At 54.1% G+C, this 17,340-nt stretch carries 17 protein-coding genes; 2 read left to right on the forward strand and 15 right to left on the reverse strand.

The window, feature by feature from the left end; genetic code table 11:
* Positions 1–102 precede the first annotated feature (102 nt).
* Positions 103–291, forward strand: coding sequence for a hypothetical protein (locus EFB08_RS17075; protein ID WP_123128176.1), 189 nt, complete (start codon positions 103–105; stop codon positions 289–291).
* A gap of 70 nt (positions 292–361) precedes the next feature.
* On the opposite strand, the gene EFB08_RS17080 is transcribed toward EFB08_RS17075, so the two are convergent.
* The 11 genes from EFB08_RS17080 to EFB08_RS17130 form a co-directional block, all read right to left on the reverse strand.
* On the reverse strand, positions 362–1,399 hold the full coding sequence (locus EFB08_RS17080) for a Fic/DOC family protein (protein WP_123128177.1): 1,038 nt from the start codon (positions 1,397–1,399) through the stop codon (positions 362–364).
* Positions 1,400–1,409: 10 nt separating this feature from the next.
* Positions 1,410–1,613 (reverse strand): antitoxin VbhA family protein, encoded by a 204-nt coding sequence (locus EFB08_RS17085; RefSeq protein ID WP_125077772.1) that lies wholly within the window; start codon positions 1,611–1,613, stop codon positions 1,410–1,412.
* Between the two features lie 279 nt (positions 1,614–1,892).
* Positions 1,893–2,993 carry an ACR3 family arsenite efflux transporter gene (gene arsB, locus EFB08_RS17090; RefSeq protein WP_123128179.1) on the reverse strand — a complete coding sequence of 367 codons (1,101 nt, stop codon included), beginning with the start codon at positions 2,991–2,993 and terminating at the stop codon, positions 1,893–1,895.
* A 20-nt stretch (positions 2,994–3,013) separates the two neighbouring features.
* Positions 3,014–3,793, reverse strand: coding sequence for a metallophosphoesterase family protein (locus tag EFB08_RS17095; RefSeq protein WP_123128180.1), 780 nt, complete (start codon positions 3,791–3,793; stop codon positions 3,014–3,016).
* Between the two features lie 3 nt (positions 3,794–3,796).
* Complete coding sequence (locus EFB08_RS17100) at positions 3,797–4,240, reverse strand: arsenate reductase ArsC (RefSeq protein WP_193553980.1); 444 nt, start codon at positions 4,238–4,240, stop codon at positions 3,797–3,799.
* Between the two features lie 18 nt (positions 4,241–4,258).
* Positions 4,259–4,750 (reverse strand): GNAT family N-acetyltransferase, encoded by a 492-nt coding sequence (locus EFB08_RS17105; protein WP_123128182.1) that lies wholly within the window; start codon positions 4,748–4,750, stop codon positions 4,259–4,261.
* A gap of 10 nt (positions 4,751–4,760) precedes the next feature.
* Positions 4,761–5,327 (reverse strand): DUF6428 family protein, encoded by a 567-nt coding sequence (locus EFB08_RS17110; protein ID WP_123128183.1) that lies wholly within the window; start codon positions 5,325–5,327, stop codon positions 4,761–4,763.
* A 37-nt stretch (positions 5,328–5,364) separates the two neighbouring features.
* Positions 5,365–5,697, reverse strand: a complete 333-nt coding sequence (locus tag EFB08_RS17115; protein WP_123128184.1) for an ArsR/SmtB family transcription factor — start codon at positions 5,695–5,697, stop codon at positions 5,365–5,367.
* A gap of 191 nt (positions 5,698–5,888) precedes the next feature.
* Positions 5,889–6,875: a hypothetical protein gene (locus EFB08_RS17120; RefSeq protein WP_123128185.1), complete on the reverse strand. Its 987-nt coding sequence runs from the start codon at positions 6,873–6,875 to the stop codon at positions 5,889–5,891.
* Between the two features lie 379 nt (positions 6,876–7,254).
* Positions 7,255–8,874 (reverse strand): toprim domain-containing protein, encoded by a 1,620-nt coding sequence (locus tag EFB08_RS17125; protein ID WP_123128186.1) that lies wholly within the window; start codon positions 8,872–8,874, stop codon positions 7,255–7,257.
* 84 nt (positions 8,875–8,958) lie between these two features.
* Positions 8,959–10,386 (reverse strand): DUF3945 domain-containing protein, encoded by a 1,428-nt coding sequence (locus EFB08_RS17130; protein WP_165864943.1) that lies wholly within the window; start codon positions 10,384–10,386, stop codon positions 8,959–8,961.
* A gap of 288 nt (positions 10,387–10,674) precedes the next feature.
* On the opposite strand from EFB08_RS17130, the gene EFB08_RS17135 reads away from it, so the two are divergent.
* Positions 10,675–11,412, forward strand: a complete 738-nt coding sequence (locus EFB08_RS17135) for a M23 family metallopeptidase (protein WP_123128188.1) — start codon at positions 10,675–10,677, stop codon at positions 11,410–11,412.
* Here the strand turns inward: EFB08_RS17135 and EFB08_RS17140 are convergent.
* From EFB08_RS17140 to EFB08_RS17155, 4 genes are all read right to left on the reverse strand, one after another.
* Positions 11,391–11,756 carry a hypothetical protein gene (locus EFB08_RS17140; RefSeq protein WP_125077773.1) on the reverse strand — a complete coding sequence of 122 codons (366 nt, stop codon included), beginning with the start codon at positions 11,754–11,756 and terminating at the stop codon, positions 11,391–11,393. The two genes, EFB08_RS17135 and EFB08_RS17140, sit on opposite strands and share 22 nt — an antisense overlap.
* 5 nt (positions 11,757–11,761) lie before the next feature.
* A complete protein-coding gene (gene mobC / locus EFB08_RS17145; RefSeq protein ID WP_123128190.1) occupies positions 11,762–13,753 on the reverse strand; it encodes a conjugal transfer protein MobC in 1,992 nt (663 codons plus the stop codon).
* Between the two features lie 203 nt (positions 13,754–13,956).
* On the reverse strand, positions 13,957–16,398 hold the full coding sequence (locus EFB08_RS17150) for a relaxase/mobilization nuclease domain-containing protein (protein WP_123128191.1): 2,442 nt from the start codon (positions 16,396–16,398) through the stop codon (positions 13,957–13,959).
* On the reverse strand, positions 16,383–16,823 hold the full coding sequence (locus tag EFB08_RS17155) for a plasmid mobilization protein (protein WP_123128192.1): 441 nt from the start codon (positions 16,821–16,823) through the stop codon (positions 16,383–16,385). The genes EFB08_RS17150 and EFB08_RS17155 overlap by 16 nt, the downstream gene beginning before the upstream one ends.
* Positions 16,824–17,340 lie beyond the last annotated feature (517 nt).

Raw genomic sequence — 17,340 nt, forward strand, 5'->3', positions numbered from 1 at the left:
GAATACTACTCCTTGCGGCAGGACACGCCGGAAAGAAATCCAGATCGTTCGGTACCCGTATGATAGAACTTTAAAGGGTTGGTATAACTTAAGAGGGATGCGATGGATACTGTCAATACACTCATCTTCCTAAGCCTGACGATAGGGGTTGTCTGCACCTTCCTACTCTGGCTCCATGACCGGAAGCCCTACCTGAAACAGGAGACCTATAAGACCATAAGCGTCATCTCCTTTATCTTCAACATCACGGGTAGCTTCCTTTGTTTGAGTGTCCTGCTCAACTGGGGCTAACGACCCTTTACGCGGGCAAAGGCGTGGTGGACCTTCGGCCCCGTAGGTCCGGTTGGTAGGCAAGGCAATTCTATTTTACCCTGGGCCCTTTTAGTTTTTGGGTTAGCTCCTCCCCTATTTTCTGCCCTTTGGCTATTTTCTCCAATTGCAGGATAGAGTGCCCGAATCGTTGGGCATCCTGGAGGTCCTGGGAGGCGGGCGCCACCATGGGGTGGTTCACAACCGCCTGGATGACGGCATGGAAAGCATCTTTGTGGGGAAGGATCTGCTTCTCGTCGAACCGCACTTCCTGGAACCGCTGCAGGAAAGTATCGATCGGCTCCATTCCCCGCAGCGCCGGGTACACCTCGGTCAGCCGGAGGAAAGTGACGTCAAACTCCCGCTTCGCTTCCATCCGCAGTAGTTCCTGTGATAAAGGAGGAATCGGTACGGCGGGGATGCTGCGGAGCCACTCGGCCTCCTGGGTGGGCACCGGATAAGTCACCGTGCGGAGCATGCTTTTCAGACCTTCCAGGTTACGGGCCCGGTCCGGGGCACCATGGACCCGAACCATGCCAACATCCCGACCGTGGTTGTAGTCTTCCTTGTTCTTCAGCTGGTTGAAATCAAGGCGGTATCCTGCTTGGGACGCCAGTTGCGTAAAGGCGCTCTGCAGGCTTCGACCGTTGCCTTCCCGGAACGGGTGGGTATAGTTGTACTGGTCCAGGTAGAAGGCAGCCCGTTCCGTGAACTGGTCGAGGGGCAGGCCTTTCAGGTAGTTTTCCTTTTCCAAGTGCGCGGCCAGGGCCTGCAGGTTCCCGTCGATGTCGGGATAGGGGGCAAAAACCATGATTTCCCTGCTGCCCGTTGCATAAGTAGGCTTGTGCCCCTGGAACTGGCGGTCGGCCCTGGTTTCCCCCGCCCAGGGATAGATATCCCCGAAAATGAACCGGTGGATCTGCTGGAAGTGGTTTTTATCAAATCTGCCGCCCGGCACCCCTCCCCTACTTTTAAGCTCCTCCACACTGGTCCAGGCGATGTTGGCCTCTGCCTGGGAGAGGGCGGAAGCATCGGTGATCCCTAATTTATTTAAGAGAACGCCTTGGCTATCCGAGAATAAATCCCCCATACCCTATAGGTTAGACAGGCTTTTCGGAAGGGACGGAACTGTACCGGCGCTTCGTTTCCGTGATGATCCTTTCCTTGACCTCCGCCAAGGAAAGCTCCCCGTCCACGTAACGTTGCATCAACTCCACTGCGAAATCGTCAGGCATGGGGGCATTGGTCAGGATCCCCGCTAGGGAACTTAAAGCCGATTTCTCCCTTTCGATCCTGGCTTCCACTTGATCCGGGGTTAATCCTGGCCGCGCTGGCTTGAAAACATCTAATAGCATCAATCGAAATAGTTAGGATAGGTTATATACGGCAAAATGCTGGTAAAGGCCTTAAAACAGGGAATATCCATTTACCCATTATCAACCCTAAACATGATGGGTAAATGGATAAAATCCAAGAAATTTTAGGAAGGCAGAAGTACCAGGGCTATTGCAAAATAATCAAAGCTTTGAAGGAGTTTGGTTAACCCCAAGGACCTAAGTAGCCTGCGGATGGAAGTTGATGTTTCAAGCCTTTGCTTCTTCTACTGTCGGCGCTGAAGTAAGCAGGGGTTCGGTGCCGTAGTATTTTCGGCGGAACCAGTAAGCTAGGTTCACCAAGGCGATCAGGGCGGGCACCTCGATCAAAGGCCCCACCACGCCCGCGAATGCCTGACCAGAGTTAAGACCGAAAACCCCGATGGCGACGGCGATCGCCAACTCAAAATTGTTCCCCGTCGCGGTGAAAGCGACGGAGGCGTTCTGGGCGTAGTTGGCCCCCAACGCCTTGCCCATGTAGATGCTCACCACGAACATGATGGCGAAGTAGATCACCAGCGGGATGGCGATGCGGATCACGTCCAGCGGGATGTTCACGATCAGGTTCCCCTTGAGGCTGAACATCACCACGATGGTGAACAGCAGGGCAACCAGCGTGATGGGGCTGATGGCGGGGATGAAGACGTTCTGGTACCACTCATTGCCCTTCACGCGGCGCAGGATCAGGCTGGAGAGGAAACCCATCAGGAACGGTATTCCAAGGTAGATGCCCACACTCTCGGCGATGGCCCCCATGCTGATGTCCACGACCTTACCCTCCAACCCGAACCACGTGGGCAGGATCGTGATGAAGATGTAGGCGAAAAGGCTGTAGAAGAGCACCTGAAAGATACTGTTGAACGCCACGAGGCCAGCCGCGTACTCGCGGTCACCCTCGGCCAGTTCATTCCACACCAGCACCATGGCGATGCATCTTGCCAAGCCGATCAGGATGATGCCGACCATGTACTCGGGGTAATCCCTGAGGAAGATGATCGCCAGCAGGAACATCAGGATGGGGCCGATGATCCAGTTCAAGACCAAGGAGAGCGTGATCACCTTCACGTTCTTGAAGACCCTGCCTAGCTGTGAGTACCGCACTTTCGCAAGCGGCGGATACATCATCAGGATCAGCCCGATGGCGATCGGCACATTGACGGTGCCCGTCTGGAAGGTGTTGATCGTGTCCTCCACTTCTGGGTACACATACCCGATCAGGACACCCACGCCCATGGCAAGGAATATCCAGAGGGTCAGGAACTGGTCAAGGCGGGAGAGCCTCTTTCTTTTATCTACGGTGCATTGACTCATATCAGTCTATTTAAAGCGTTTTAAGCGGTTCTGAGCATACCTGCGAATTCATTGGGCAATGGGCTTGCCTCCACGGCCTGAGCCGCTCTCTCCACGTCGTAGGCCACACGGACGAACTCCACCTTGATGCTCTCAGGGTTGGTCAGCTTGCTCTCAGGCGTCAGTTCCAAGATCACGTAACCAGCGCGTGGGTCGCCGTCCTTGGGCTTGCCCACTGAGCCGATGTTGATGGCGTGGCGGTAACGGGTCTGCCCCTCATGGTCATAGGGCATGGCGCGGTGGTAGGGCTTGTGCGTGTGGCCGAAGAATAGGATATCGGCCCCTGCGTCTGCGAACATGTGCAGGAAACTCTTCTCGGGCCTGTCCTCAAACAGGTACTCATTGATCTTGCGGGGGCTGCCGTGCACCAGCAGCATCTCCATCCTGTTCTCAGCCTTTGAGTCATCCATGAAGGTGAGGCGGATGTGGCGCGGGAGCATCCGTAGGTACTGGCGGGTCTCCTCTGTGACGATGTGGTTGGTGTAGTCGATGGACTGCTGTCCGAGGTCTTTCTCTGTGTCGGTCTTGTAGGCGCACCCGCAGTTGGGGCTGGCCAGACCCACACCCTCGTCGTAGTTCCCCGCGATGGTGGGAATCCTTCTTCTTCTAATCTCGGCCACTACCTCATTCGGCCAAGTGGCATAGCCCACTAAGTCACCTAGGCAATAAACAGCGTCTAGGTTCTGATTGTCCATGTCGGCCAACACTGCCTCAAGGGCGGGAAGGTTGGCATGGATGTCGCTGAAAAGGGCGATTCTCATAGTTTATTCTGTTGGGGTGAAAACGGTTTCTCTGGTGATGTGCGCGGCGGCAAACGTGCGGCAGTATTCCTTGATCTCTTCCCTAGCCTTCCTGAAGGCAGCCCTTACCTCCTCTTCGGTTCCCGTGGCCTTGGCTGGGTCAGTGAAGTTCTGGTGGAACCGTTGGGCCTTGGACGGAAAGTACGGGCAGTTCTCCTGCGCGTGGTCACACACGGTGATGATGTAGTCAAAAGGTACATCTCGGTATTCATCGATGTGGTTGGAGGTGTGGCCCGAGAGATCAATGCCGTCTTCCGCCATCGTGGAGATCGCCTTGGGGTTCACTCCGTGGGTTTCTATCCCCGCACTGAAGATGTTGGCGTGGCCGCCCGTGAAATGCCGCAGGTATCCTTCCGCGATCTGGCTCCGACAGGAATTGCCGGTGCAGAGAACAAGTATATTCTTCATGTTTGTCATTTGTCGTGATCAATCATTACCCGCCACTAGGCTGCGCCGCTCAAGGAAGTAGACGCTGCGCCAGACCCCGTGGTGCTTCGCCAGCCGTTCCCTGAGGCCGACGATGCGAAAGCCGTTCTTCTCATGGAGTTTCACGCTGGCCACGTTCTCAGGGAAGATGCCCGCCTGAATTGTCCAGATGCCGTTGTTCTCGGCCTCAGTGATCAGGTGTTTGAGCAGCTTCTCGCCGATACCCTTTCCCCTGAAACCTTGGCCCACGTAGACGCTGACCTCGGCCACGCCTGCGTAAACGCAGCGGCTGGAGACGGGTGAAAGGGCAACCCAACCGCAGACTTCCTCCCCTTCCAGAGCCACGAAGCGGCAACTGTTGAGGTGTCCTTTGTCCCAGTCCTCCCAAGAAGGGGCTTCGGTCTGGAAGGTGGCCTGCCCCGTGGCGATCCCCTCAAGGTAGATGCGCTTCACGTCCACCCAATGCGACGGTAGCAAGGGTGCTATAGGCATAGTCTTCGGTTTAGCAGCAGCCAGACCCTGGCGTGCAGCTTTCGGCGGGGAACGTGGTCAGTTCCACCAACTGGACTTTCTTCTTCTCTGGGGCTGGGGCGCAGCACTCCTCGCCTTTGTCATTGGTGCCGCAGCTTCCACCGCGCTCGATGGCCTTGCACTGCACGAAATCAGGGCTTAGGTTGACGATCAGGTTCTCCCCGTCGGCGATGAACTGGGACGGGTACATCTGGCGGGTGTCAAACTGTGAGTTGCCGAACTCGATCTTCACCGTGCCCAGCGGGTTCAGCGGCAATACCTTTTCTACCACCCCTATAATGGAAAGGGCCTTGCTCACCTTCATCTCACGGTTGCTGTCCCGTTGCTCAGGCTCCCAGAGCTGCACGATGACCTCCGTCCACGTGTTCATCACCCCGCCGCAGTCCACCGACACGATCGGGGCTTGTTTGATCTCGGTGATGTGGTAGGAAACGTCCACCAGTTTCCCTTCGGCGTACTGGAACTGTAGGTGCAGGTCTGGTTTACGCTGAAGCTCGGCCTTGAATTCTTGCCAGTTGATGAAATCTGCTCTGTTCATATGATTGCGATATTACGATGAATATGGATAAAAAATTTTAGCAGCAGCTATCCCTGCACTCCACGCTGGCGGAGAAAAGGTTCAGGAAGATGTCTCGTACTTCTTCAAATTTGTGTTTGTCAATGCAGTAGCACACGCTGGTGCCCTCCACGGTGCCAGTGATCAGCCCAGCGGACTTGAGTTCCTTCAGGTGCTGTGAGACCGTGGCCTGCGCCAGCGGAAGCACCTCCACCAGGTCACCGCAGATGCAGGCCTTGCTCTTGAGCAGGTGCTGGAGAATCGCTATCCTGGCAGGGTGCGCCAAGGCTTTCGCGTAAGCGGCGACCGTGTTCTGCTCCTCCGTGAAATTCTGCGTCTTAGTGACTCCCATGATTGGTAGATGATTATTACATCGCAATGTTACGATAAAATAATGATAACCGCAACTCCCTTTCCATTGGTGCTCTATTTTTTTGACTTGATGAGGAGGAGCGAGGGAGGCTCCACCACCTGCTTTGTAATAGCCTTTGACTAAAAAGTTGCGGAGAGTGTAGGCACAATACCGGCACCCTCCGCGGGCCATCAAAGCGCCATTTCAGCGATGTGGTGGAAGGCTTTTTGGTCGGCTTTGAACCGCTCGTTGATAGTCAGGGCCGATTTCCCGTTGAACAGGGCATAATTGGCGGCATTGTATAAAAGCCATAGGTTCGCCTCGGTCTGCAACTCCTTTTCCTCGAACCGCAACCGCTCCATGGCCAGAGAGGACAATTTCTTGGGCAATCCCGCTTGGAGGATCACTTTTTGGACGTCTGCCTCCGTGGGCACGGCCACTTCCACCAATTTTTGGTAAATAGTGCCGGTCACCGAGAGGCTTTGTGCAGTGAAATTTTTCAGGATCTTGGTAAGGTGCTCTTTGAAAAACGCCAGGTTCAACCCCTTGTGGTGGAACGTCTCGGCCAGGATCCTTTCCTCTTTCCGGATCCGTTCAATCGTGACGTGCTCCACTTTTTCCTGCAGGGCATCCAGGTACTTTTTAGGCTGGCCGTTCGCCAACCAATTAAAATACTCCTCATACCCCATAAACTCGTCGGCCCATCCCATCAGCCCGTTGGAGCATATCTGACGGTAATAGGATACCTTTACTTTTTCCTCGTTGGTGGATTCGATGGAGGAACCCTGAATGGTAAAGGGGCTTTTCCCGGTGTAGGAATTGGTGATGATGAGGTTTTTATAGATACGCTCGGGGCCTACGTGCAGGCTGTCCGGCAACACGATGTTGATCCCGAAATCCCCCAGCGAAGTAAAGCGGGCATCCAAGACATACTCCTGGGTTACGCTGTTGACTACCTCCCGCAGCAATTCATTGGGGATCAAAGTATACTCCTCACTTTGCAGGGCAAAGACGTGCTGTGTGCCATCAGGCATAGCGCCCACGACCGCCCGTTGCCGGTCGGAGGGAAGCAACTGGTACGAACCGGGTAGAAGAGCCTGCAGTTTCTCTTCCCGGACCGGAAAACAGAGTCGGTCCCAGGAGTTTGATCTTTCGAGATGTGCGCTTTGGGTGGCCATGGTCTTAGAGGTTTTAAGTACAATTGTTAAACCGTTTCCTTTACTATATATACGTTTCGTATCATCACAAAGATACATAATGTATATATTAATTTATGCACAGAAACTAGTGCTTTAAAACTTTTTCCCTTGGCTTTATTATTTATTAATTCCTGATTACTAGCCTATTATTACATGGAAAGCAATTCCTTCCCTAAGCTGGGCAGTTGTCTTGTAGGGCTAGAAGCTCGAAGGAAAATCTAGGGAGCAGATTTGTCGTCGCGACCGAAGCAATGCGCAGTCCGGAGTGGGTCCGACCGGTAGGGAGCCTCCCCCCTTTTCATAAAAAAACCAAACCCGTTCCTGGATCTGGTTTTCTCTGCTGGCCCTGCGGTGACTTCTACAGTCTGCGGCTTACCTGTGGTATCTTCTCTTTGGGGTTGGCCCTTCTCTCCAGAGGAGTATCCTTCGGCAAAGCTTCTTGGTTTTCCCTGTCCGCTACCGCTCCCCCTTTTTTCTCCTGCTGCAGCACCTGTAGGCTTTCCTCATTCTCTTTCCCCAACCCGAAGGTTTGCTGGAGCTGTTCGTAGCGCCCTGGCTGGAGAACCACGAACTTCAGATCGTCATGCGTCAGCTTTTCGGCTGGGCTCTTTTTCAGATCATTTTTATTGATTTCCGCTAGCAACTCGGGGCTTTTGTGGATGGCTTTGATCAGTTTCAGATCCTCGTTGTAGTCGTTTAGAATGGCTTTCTTAATCTCTATCTTTTTCTCCAACCCTGCCGCTGAAACCAACGCCTTGTTGAACTGGTGCAGGGCGAAGAAAGTAGTCGGAATCTCAACGATAAACTGATTTCCAGTCAGGTTGAATTTGATTTTATCCTTTTCCAGTTCGTTTTTGACGACGTTGCCCAATCCCTCCTTTTTTAGTTCCTCGTCGATTTGCCCGTGGTACTGCTTCAGTGCCCGCATCAGCCTGTCGGCCAGGTCCACGAGAGCACCAGGTTCAGTATGGAGGCTGGAGAAAGCCAGCTTAAGGCTGTTTTTGGGATTTGCCAGCCGTTGGGAGGGGAATTTTTCGGCAGCTAATTCCCTCAGGAACATCAGATCATAGTAGGCTCCCTTTTTGTCATTGTCATTGGCCGTCACGTACTGAAAATCAGGGTCCGTGTTGCCTTTGGCTTTCAGTTCCTTGATGGTTTGGATCTGGTGGCTGGTAAGATTCCCGCCGTAGGAAATGTACAAGGTATTTTGCGGTTTCCGGAGTTCCTGGTAGCTAAGGGCGTCCAAGGCACTTTCCACCAGCACGATCCGGTCTAACTTGTGGGGCATATTGGAGTGCCAAACCCCGTTGCTCCGGTCGGAGCCTTCGGCATGGGCCTTGTAATCCCTGTTTCGAATCTCCAGGCCCACCATCCGGGTATCATGGGCCAGGTGGTAGGGAAACGCCACATTGGTATAGACCGGTCCCGGTTTGGCCGGATCCTGGTATTGCACATTGTAGATACGCCCGATGAATTCCGGTTTTTCCAAGGTTTCCAGGGAGATCCCCCTTTCCCGGAAGAAGTCTTTTTTATAAAGCGGTTTGAGCTGGTAGTAGTCGATCAGAAATTGATGCGCTTCGATGTTATGGAGGGTTCCGGTATCCACCAGCTGCCGGTTCTGCTGCCTGGCCGGTTCCGGCAGTTTCAGGTACTGGTACAGGATGGCATTCACGTTGGCGTTTTCGTTCCGGTTGCTGTTTTGCGGAAACAGGGTACCCAGCCTCCTTTTCACGAAATTGATCAGGCTGCCTTTATCCGTGTCATCCTCGGGATTCCAATAGCCCTGGTTCCCAGGATTCGTCGGATTGAGGATGATAATCCGGTCATTGGTTTGCGGGTTGAAAAAGACCGGGGTCCGGGAACCCTTTTTCACCTCATGGTGGTAACCGTTGGCAGTAGCCAGCTCAATGATGGAGATTTCCTGGCGGAAGTCCTCAAAGCTTTTGGCATCCGGGTATTTACTTCTGAAATCCTCCATAGGAAAAAAGTAAAGGTGTAGAATGGAAGGGGGAAAGTAGTCCGACCCGGCCGACTTGAAGCCAGCCAGGCAGCCCAGCGTGGTTTATAGTTTTGGTCCCCTTCTTTTGGCCGCCTTCGGTTCCGGCTCCTGCTGCTGCTTGCTTTCCACGGTATCGGAGTGTTTCACCGTTTCCGCTTTGTTCCCCTCGTTATTGGCGGCTACCTGTATTTTATTCTCCGGTTGGATGGTTTGGTGGACGGCAGTAGCGGGCAAAGAACGGAAAGAAAATCCCTTTTTGGCGGGATCGATTTGCACGGTGGCCGAAAACTCCTGGTTCTTATCGTCTTTCATCCCGGCGATGGGGGTAGGCTTGCCTTGCTCCAGGGATTTCTTTTGCTCGTCCGTCAACAGGACCCCCCACAAGGTATTCGGGATCTTGATCCGATCGGCCCGGACGGCCACTAATTCCTGGGTATCCCGGTCTACCCCTATATAGGCCTGGAATTCCTTGTTGGTGGACCTATCGGTGAGGGTTACCTGTTTATTCAAGTTTCCGCTTTCTTTCAGGTTTTGTTTGTCCTCCGGGGAGAACGCATAGCCCAGGTAGGAGGTGGGGATATCCAGGTGGGCTCGTACGCCATGGAATACAAAGGTCGGCTTCCCGGTCGGATCTTCCGCCAACCGGAATTTTCCGTCGAGGGACACTTTCACGCCCCCTAAGTCCCCTTTCAGCCCTTGGAGCAGGGAGGTCTTTTCCCCATTCAGAAGCTTGGTCAGGTTATCGGTTTTTTCCAACAGATCCTTGGTGAGGCCTAGTTTCTCGGCATCTTTCCAGTTGATGTCCTCCGGGTTGAATTTTGTTTTCTGCATGTCTAGTGTTTTGCTATAGGATGGTTGGGCAGCCTTAGGTTTGCCATCGTCGATCTCGGAAGATCCTACCTCATCATTCTTCACGAAGTAAACCATATTTCTGAAATCCTGCCGTAAAGTTGTCTTCGGACTACCGTCCTCCCCTGTGATGAAAAGGACCATGTTGCTTAGATTCTGCCGCAAGGTCAGCTTCCCCGTGCCCTCCTCCGGGAAGTGCCACCGATCCTTCTGACCCTTCAACACAAAGGAGTTATTCCCTTCCGGATCAGGGGCCAGCTTTTCCAGCAGCTGTTGCTGCCGGTCTTCCGGAAGATGGACAAAGGCCCTTTCCGTGGCGTCGGTCATCCCGGAGGTCCCTGTTTTGTCTTCCAGGGCTATCAGCCCTTTGATCAGATCGGCTTTCAAGTCAGGCAAGCTCTCCTGTATTTCCCGGGCCGCCGTGGCGGGCGATTTGGAAACCGGCACGGCCAACACTTCTAAAGAATCCGAAGTACCGTAATTGTTTTTGAAGTTAATAATAAAGTTACCCAGAAACCCTTTGTGGGGAATTATTTCAAAAACGGGGCCATCCGCTTGCCTGGGCTGGGCAGGATCATGGAGCCTGGTTTTGCCTTGGGGATCTTTCCCGAGGATGTGGACCTCCCCCGTTTCTTTGTTCAAGGTAAAAAGGTGTTGGGGGGATTCCCCTGGGTGCTGTGTCTTACTCTCCGCCTTCGTAAGCTCCTCTTCCGTGCCGGATTTCTCTTCCCTGGCTTTCGTCTTCCCGGTTTCCCCGAGGCCGTGATTTCCTGTCCCCATCAGGGGTGATGCTACCGTTGCCATGGCTCTAATTTTTAAGGTAAAAAAATCAACTGGCCGAAAGAAAGACATAAGTTATTCATAAGATGAATAAACGGCCACTTTTTTACTGCGTATAATTCATGATACGAATAATTTTAAAAAAATGGCATGTCGCACTACCTAAAATATGCCGCGTTCGCCTTGCTAGGACTGGGGGAGGTACCAGGTCAGGCCCAGTCCTTCCCAGCGGCCCAGGACCCTCTGCCCTGGGAGAAGAAATCGGAAACGGAAAAGCGACGGGAATCCCTGCTCTGGCTGCGTAAACAGGCCCTGCGGGATGAGATTACCTTCGTAACGGAGGATCTCTTAAGGCAATCGACCACCTATGGCGAGGTGTTGCGCCTTCTCCGAATCTCCCGGTTTGATTCCCGGATCCTCCGGACGATCCCCAGCCTGGTGCCGGTCAAGCAATCGTCAGTAAGGAATTTCAGGGTTAGTTCCGGGTTCGGGTACCGGGCGCACCCCGTGAAGGACGCGGTTCTTTTCCATGGGGGAATTGACATACCGGCCCCGAACGGCACCCCGGTCTATGCCGTGGCCGATGCGGTCGTTTCCCGTTCGGTTTCCTTCCATGAGGCCTTGGGGAACTTCGTGCAGCTGGATCATCGGAATGGGTTCTCCACGGTCTACGGGCATCTGCTCCGGTTTATCGTCACCCCCGGACAAACCGTGCAGCAAGGGCAAGTGGTGGGTTATGTGGGGCAGACGGGGTTGAGTACGGGGAACCACCTGCATTACATCGTCGCCAAAAACGGGCGGCCCCTCGATCCCCTGCCTTTCTGCTTTCTGATGTTTGAGAAGTTCAGGGCGGAAGCAGGCACCCCCTATTCCAGCCGCTCAAAATAGGAATCCAAGTTCTCTACCTTGTCTTCAGGCCTTAGGCGGGGGGTAAACCTCGAATTGTCCTCGGCCAGGATGTAATTCAGGTTAAAGTCCTGCTTCAGGTAGTAGTTCAGGATCACCAGCAGGTTTTCCACGGTTCCCCTGCCGGCGGATTCCAGCCGCTGGATGTTGCCCTGGTTTAAATCAAGTTCCTGGGCCAACCGCATCTGGGTCAGTTTCGGCTTGATGGACGTGCGGATCTCCAGCAGCCTCTTTCCTACGAGGGCCTGGAACGCGGCCGTTTCCATGGCCGGGAGACCCGTATTGCTGTTCGGTATATTTTCTGATGCTTCCTCAATATGCTCCATTGTGATTACTTAGATGCTGGTGCCGGGGCTTCCGCCTTTATCCTGGTCAGCTCCGCCTGGATCAGGTCTGCTATATCGGCTTTGATTTGCAGGTAGTTTTGTTGGATGATCTCCTCCATGCGGTCTCTCCCGGTTTCATCCGTGAAATTCGTGATAACGGGGATTTCCCGGTACGTACGTTCCTCTTCCTGCACCGCTTTGACATCGATCTTGATTTTCCCGTGGAATACCTTTTGGGTGATTTCCTGGCCCAGGTTATCCGCCACCGCCCCGACGAACACTCCCTGGGACAGGTTGGCGATCTTACTGGCCGGGAGCATGCTGTCCAATTGGGTAGAGGTGGAGGAAGAGGTGGAATCCCGGCTGACGGACACGCTCTGGCGCTTCTGCAGGATCCGGCCGAATCGCTCCGACAGCTGCTTGGCGCTATCCCCTACCACCTGTCCCGAGAAAATATTCCCGATGGTATTCTTGATGACCGTGGCCTCGGCCCGGCCGTAATCCCTTTCCAATTGGGAAAAGTCCTGGAACCCCAATAACGTGCTCACCTTATTGCTTCGGGCGGTGGCAATCAGGTTATCCAGCCCTTTGAAGTAGATCGTCGGCAGCTCATCGATGATGACGGAGCTTTTCAGCCGGTGTTTCTGGTTGATCAGTTTGATGATCCGGGCATTGTACAGCCCCAGGGCCGCCCCGTAGACGGCTTGCCGATCGGGGTTGTTGCCCACGCACAGGACTTTCGGGGCTGCGGGGTTATTCAGGTCCAGCGTGAAGTCATTGCCGCTCATGACCCAGTAAAGCTGCGGGGAGGCCAGCCGGGACAAGGGGATCCGAGCACTGGCGATCTGGCCTTCCAGCTGTTCCATGGCCCCTCCCTCGAACGCGGAGACGAAGGGCTTGACATAGTTCTCGATCTCCGGATAACTCCCCAGGATCGGGAAGATCTCCTCGTACTTCCGGCTCAGGAATTCGATGGCGTGGGGGAACGTACAGTACTTCCCGTTTTCATACAGCCGCAGGAACCAGATGATGGCCGCCAGGAAGTTGATCGGGGACTCTACGAAAAACTCCCCCTGCTTCTCGATCCATTTTTTATTCAGGTTGAGCATAATGGTATAGGAACTCTCGTAGGCATCGATGATATCGCTCATCATGGAGGGCAGGAGCGGATTACACCGGTGGCTCTTAGCTGGGTTGTCGAAGTTGATGACGTAAAAGGCGGGCTTTACGGGGTACTTGTCGTAGTTCCGCAGCAGGGTGTTGTAGGCGATGCGGGACAGGTCATCAAACTTGTAATCGTAAATGTACATGGCGAATCCCTTGGCGATGTGCTGCCTGATGAACTGGTTGACCACCGCGAAGGACTTCCCGGAGCCGGGTGTTCCGGTGACCCCAGTGGCTCGGAAGGGATTGACGACGTTGACCCACCCTTTTCTTTTTTTTCCCTTCCATTGGTACTCCGTGGGCAGGTTGACCGAAAACTCATTTTCCAGCAACCCCTCCTCTTGGGGAAACGATTCGTTTTCGGCATTGAAGATATCCTTCATCAGGTCCGAGCTGAATAATCGGGACAGGTAATTCCCGCCCTTCAGGAGCAGCAGGTAGCCGAGGGCCAGGGTGCTGATGTAAAAAAAGGAATGGAGGGTGAGCTGGGGGAAGAGATGCAAAAGCAGGTCATTGGCGAAAAACAGCCCGGAACCCAGGAGAAAGTAGCCACCGATGCTTTTCCCGGAGACCTTCTCTGATTTGACGCCCTTGGTCCCCAGGCAGGAGATCCCCAGTAGCAGGAGGCAGGCCCCTTTGGAATAGAGGGGATCGGAGAAAAGCCCGCTTCCTTTCGCCAACTTCAGCAAAACGGAATCCAGGAAAGGGACCGTCCAGCCGTTGCCCTGGAAAGCGGAATAGCAAAACCAGTACACATGGATTCCGAGTAAAAAAATACTGAGGATCCGGGTGAAGTCCATCAGCTTGGATAAGGCTCTTTGATCTTCGTGCATCTGCTGAAAAGGGTAAGGTCCAATCGAGTATCGGGGCAGTGAGTCGTGTTAGGTTCCGGTGAAGGGAAGAGCCAAGGCAAATATATAGATTTCAGCTATATGTACGCCCTCTTTCCCCAACTAGAAAAGGCGGGGAAGAGGCCCGTTCTGCCCCGGTATACGGGCAAGCCCTATCCATGGGATGAATAATAATCACCAAGGGTTTACCAACGCAAGCGCCGGCGCCTTTTCCGCTTCTGCTCCGGCCGGTGTTCCTCCTTCTCCCCTTGCTCGTTCCCGAAGACGGCGTCGGCGAAATTACGGAAGAGAATCCCCAAACTCTCCAGCAAACGGGCCCCGTGGGTTGATTCCGCCCGGTAAAGGCTGGTCAAGGAGGCATTCTGGCTCGGCTCCCGCAAGGTATCGGACGGGTATTCCGCTATTTCCTTTCGGATGAGGGGAATCAGATCGGTGGCCTGGAGCATTCCTGCCCCGGGGTCTTTCCGGTTTCGGGGCAGGTTTTCCGCCAGGTGTTTCTCTATTTGGTTGGCCAGCGGTTTATTTATCCCATGGATGAAACGTAGGACGCGGTGGGTAGCTTTTAGGTCATTCCGTTGGAGGGCTTGGCTCAGGGAGACCAGAAGGCGGTACTTAGGGGACACGGTGACTTCCCCGGTTTGCGATTCCCGGAAGACGAGACGCTTGACGCTGGCCTCGGTTTCCGGGTTGAAGCCATGGGATTTCAGCAGGTTCGCCAGCGACGCTCCCGCTTTTACAAAGGTGCTCTCCGGCAGCGTATGGTACCCGAGGTGGTACGCCACCGGCTCCCCTCCCCTTCCGGGGACCGGTTTGATGAGCAACCCGTTTTCCAGCAGATAAGAGAGGGTCTGGGGGTAGTCCAGGCCTTTGTCCATCCCTTGGTAGACCCCGGCGGCATAGTCCCGGTTGGCGTGACTCAATAGCAGATGCCGGTCCGCTTTGGAGAGGAAAGGTAGGATGGGGGAACGATCCAGTTGCCCCATCCGCTCCCCTAGCCGCAACGTACCGTACTGCCGCTCTTCCGGGGCCTGGCTCATGGTTTTGAGGATCTGCCGGTCCATTTTATGGAACACCGGGATCCCCCCTTCGGACACCGTAAGTTTCCCAAGGATGGCCGGCACGCCCAGCAGTTGGAAAAGGGTCGTATTCGGCACGGTATACCCCACCTCGGGACTCTTGGAGGAGTGGATGAGCAGGTCCTCCCCTTTCTGGGAAAACGTGATGTGGAGGGCGTACAGGAAGCTTAGCTTTTGGCGCAGGCTCAGTTCCCCGTTGGATTGGACATAGTGGAGCAGAGGCGGCGTATTCGCCTGGAAATACCCGTTCTCTTTCTCCTGTACCTGGGGCAATTGCCGTTGCCGGTATTCCATGAAATTGCTGACCGCCAATTCGGCTTGCTTCCCCTCCAGCTGGGGAACCTGTTTTAGTAATTGCAACGCAAAGGCCCCTTTTAACTGCGGCAAGGCGTTGATGAGGCTGCTTTCAAAGAAATAGTTTTGGTCTGTTTTCCGGTAGCCATTGTAAATACGCACCAGTTCCTGGTTCGCCTGCTGCAGGTCAGGGCGGGACAAAGTCGCTTCGGCAAACCGTTGGCCTAGGTAAGGAGCGGAATACGCGGTGCCCAAAGCCTGGCTATCTAAAACGGTTTTCGTGTGGGCGTCGATATAGGTGAGGCTGGCCAGGCCCTTCTCCCCGCCCTCCCGGCAGATGACCTGTATTTCCTGCTCCTGTAGCCTTTCCTTGAAATGAGCCAGGGTGAGGTACGGATAGGCGGTTAGAACGGTCTTTATCTTGCCGCAGAGGGTAGCTTTAACGTGGCTTTCGGTTATCTTTTGCCCGTCTTCGGTGAACTTGGCCGACAGGGCGGGCCAGCCGACCTCTTTCCCGATGCTGCTGGCTTTGATCCTGCTGCCGACCCTCTCCCCTACCGGGTTGATGATTCCGTAAAACAACCCCAGCGTCTTGCTAGGATCGTTGGGGTCGGTTACCTCGTCCACGGTCACGTGGTACTGGTTCAGCAGGGCTTTGTATTCTGCCAGGGAGGAAAACCGATACTCCCGGGTGGCGGAGCGCACCACGGCGGCGATGGCGCTTTTCGTGTCCGTCTTGCCGTACTCGATGGCCCGGACATCAATCGGCTCAAAGACATTTCTCCCATTGGGTATCTTCTCGCCGGCGGGCACCAACCCGTATTTCGCCTCCAGGTCTTTCCGGATCTCTTCCGACCGGTACCGGTCTTGGCTGCTGGGGATGGCTTTGCCGTCCAGGCCCACGCTGACCGAGACGAGGTGCAGGTGGGTCCGCTCGATGTCTTCGTGCTTGTAGATGAGGTAGGGTTGCTGGCCGTAGTTCATCCGCTCCAGATACTCCCGGGCGATCTCCGTCAGCTGCTCGTCGCTGAGTCTGTCCTCCGGGTCTGGGTTCAGGGAAACATGGAAGGTCGGCTTACTGATCTTCGGGTTCAGCCGGAGATAGGCCTGCAGCCCCTGGATCTTGTCCTGCAGCGTCAGCTCCTCCGGGTCCTTGAGGTCATTGATCAACTGCGCGTACAAGACGCTGGAGTGCTCCTTCTCATTGTACTTGAGCAGACCGACGATGTCTTTGCCTCGAATTATCCTTGCAACCATTTTTCCCTTAGCTGAAGTAAAAGTGCGTGGAATTCACTTTGCGCCTTCCCCAGTTGGGCGGTCAGCTCCACCAGCTTGGCCACTTCGGGGGGCACGGGCCTCCCGTCGGTCAGGGAATTTATCTTCTTGACGACCTGGTTATAGTTCGTCCCGATGGCCTTGATCTCCCGGACCAGGTGCTGCATCTCCGTGGCCAGCAGCACGTTCGTGCTGTCCCGCAGGGCGAGCTTCTGGTGGAACATGAGATCATGGTACATCTCGGATTTATGCCGGTAGGCAGACTGCCGGAACCAATCGTCCAGTTTTTTATAATCCTTCTCGGTGACCCGGAACTTGATTTCTTCGGAGGCCAGGTCCTGCGGGGGCTTGGGCTTCCGCCCGCCCCGCCCCTTCTTTTTCTCGAGTGGTTTCTCTTCCTTTTCCATGGGCGTGTTCTTTCATGACGACGGCGGCAAAGCGGTTTTCCTCCTGGCATTAGCGACCTCTGAGAGAACCGGTTTTAGTTTTTGTGGAACAAAAACATATCTTGCTTTTTGCTGACGCAAAACATACCTCTTTATACTGAAAGTACCAAGGGATGGTTGAGTAGATTTTAGAAAGCGTGCCGGGAAACCATTACAACAGAGGCTTTACAGCGATGTAAGTAGTTAAGTAGTTAACTAACCACAAAAGTAAGTAGTTAGGCAGATAGGTAAAGGGATATGTATCTACTTAGGGAAGCAAGTAAACAATTGGGAAACAAAAGACTTATCTGTACCTTCGGGGATCCAAACGGGTAAGTAGATAGACAAACAGATAGTTAAGTAAATAAGTAGATAGGTACTTAACCAAGTAGACAAATAGCTATTTTGGAAAGCACGTAAATAGATAGTTAAGTAGAAGTCTACATCGATAGCGAACCATCTACTTAGACAGACAGGTAACCATCTACTTATATGGGTA

Source organism: Rufibacter latericius (genome assembly GCF_003721515.1).
Lineage (GTDB): Bacteria > Bacteroidota > Bacteroidia > Cytophagales > Hymenobacteraceae > Nibribacter > Nibribacter latericius.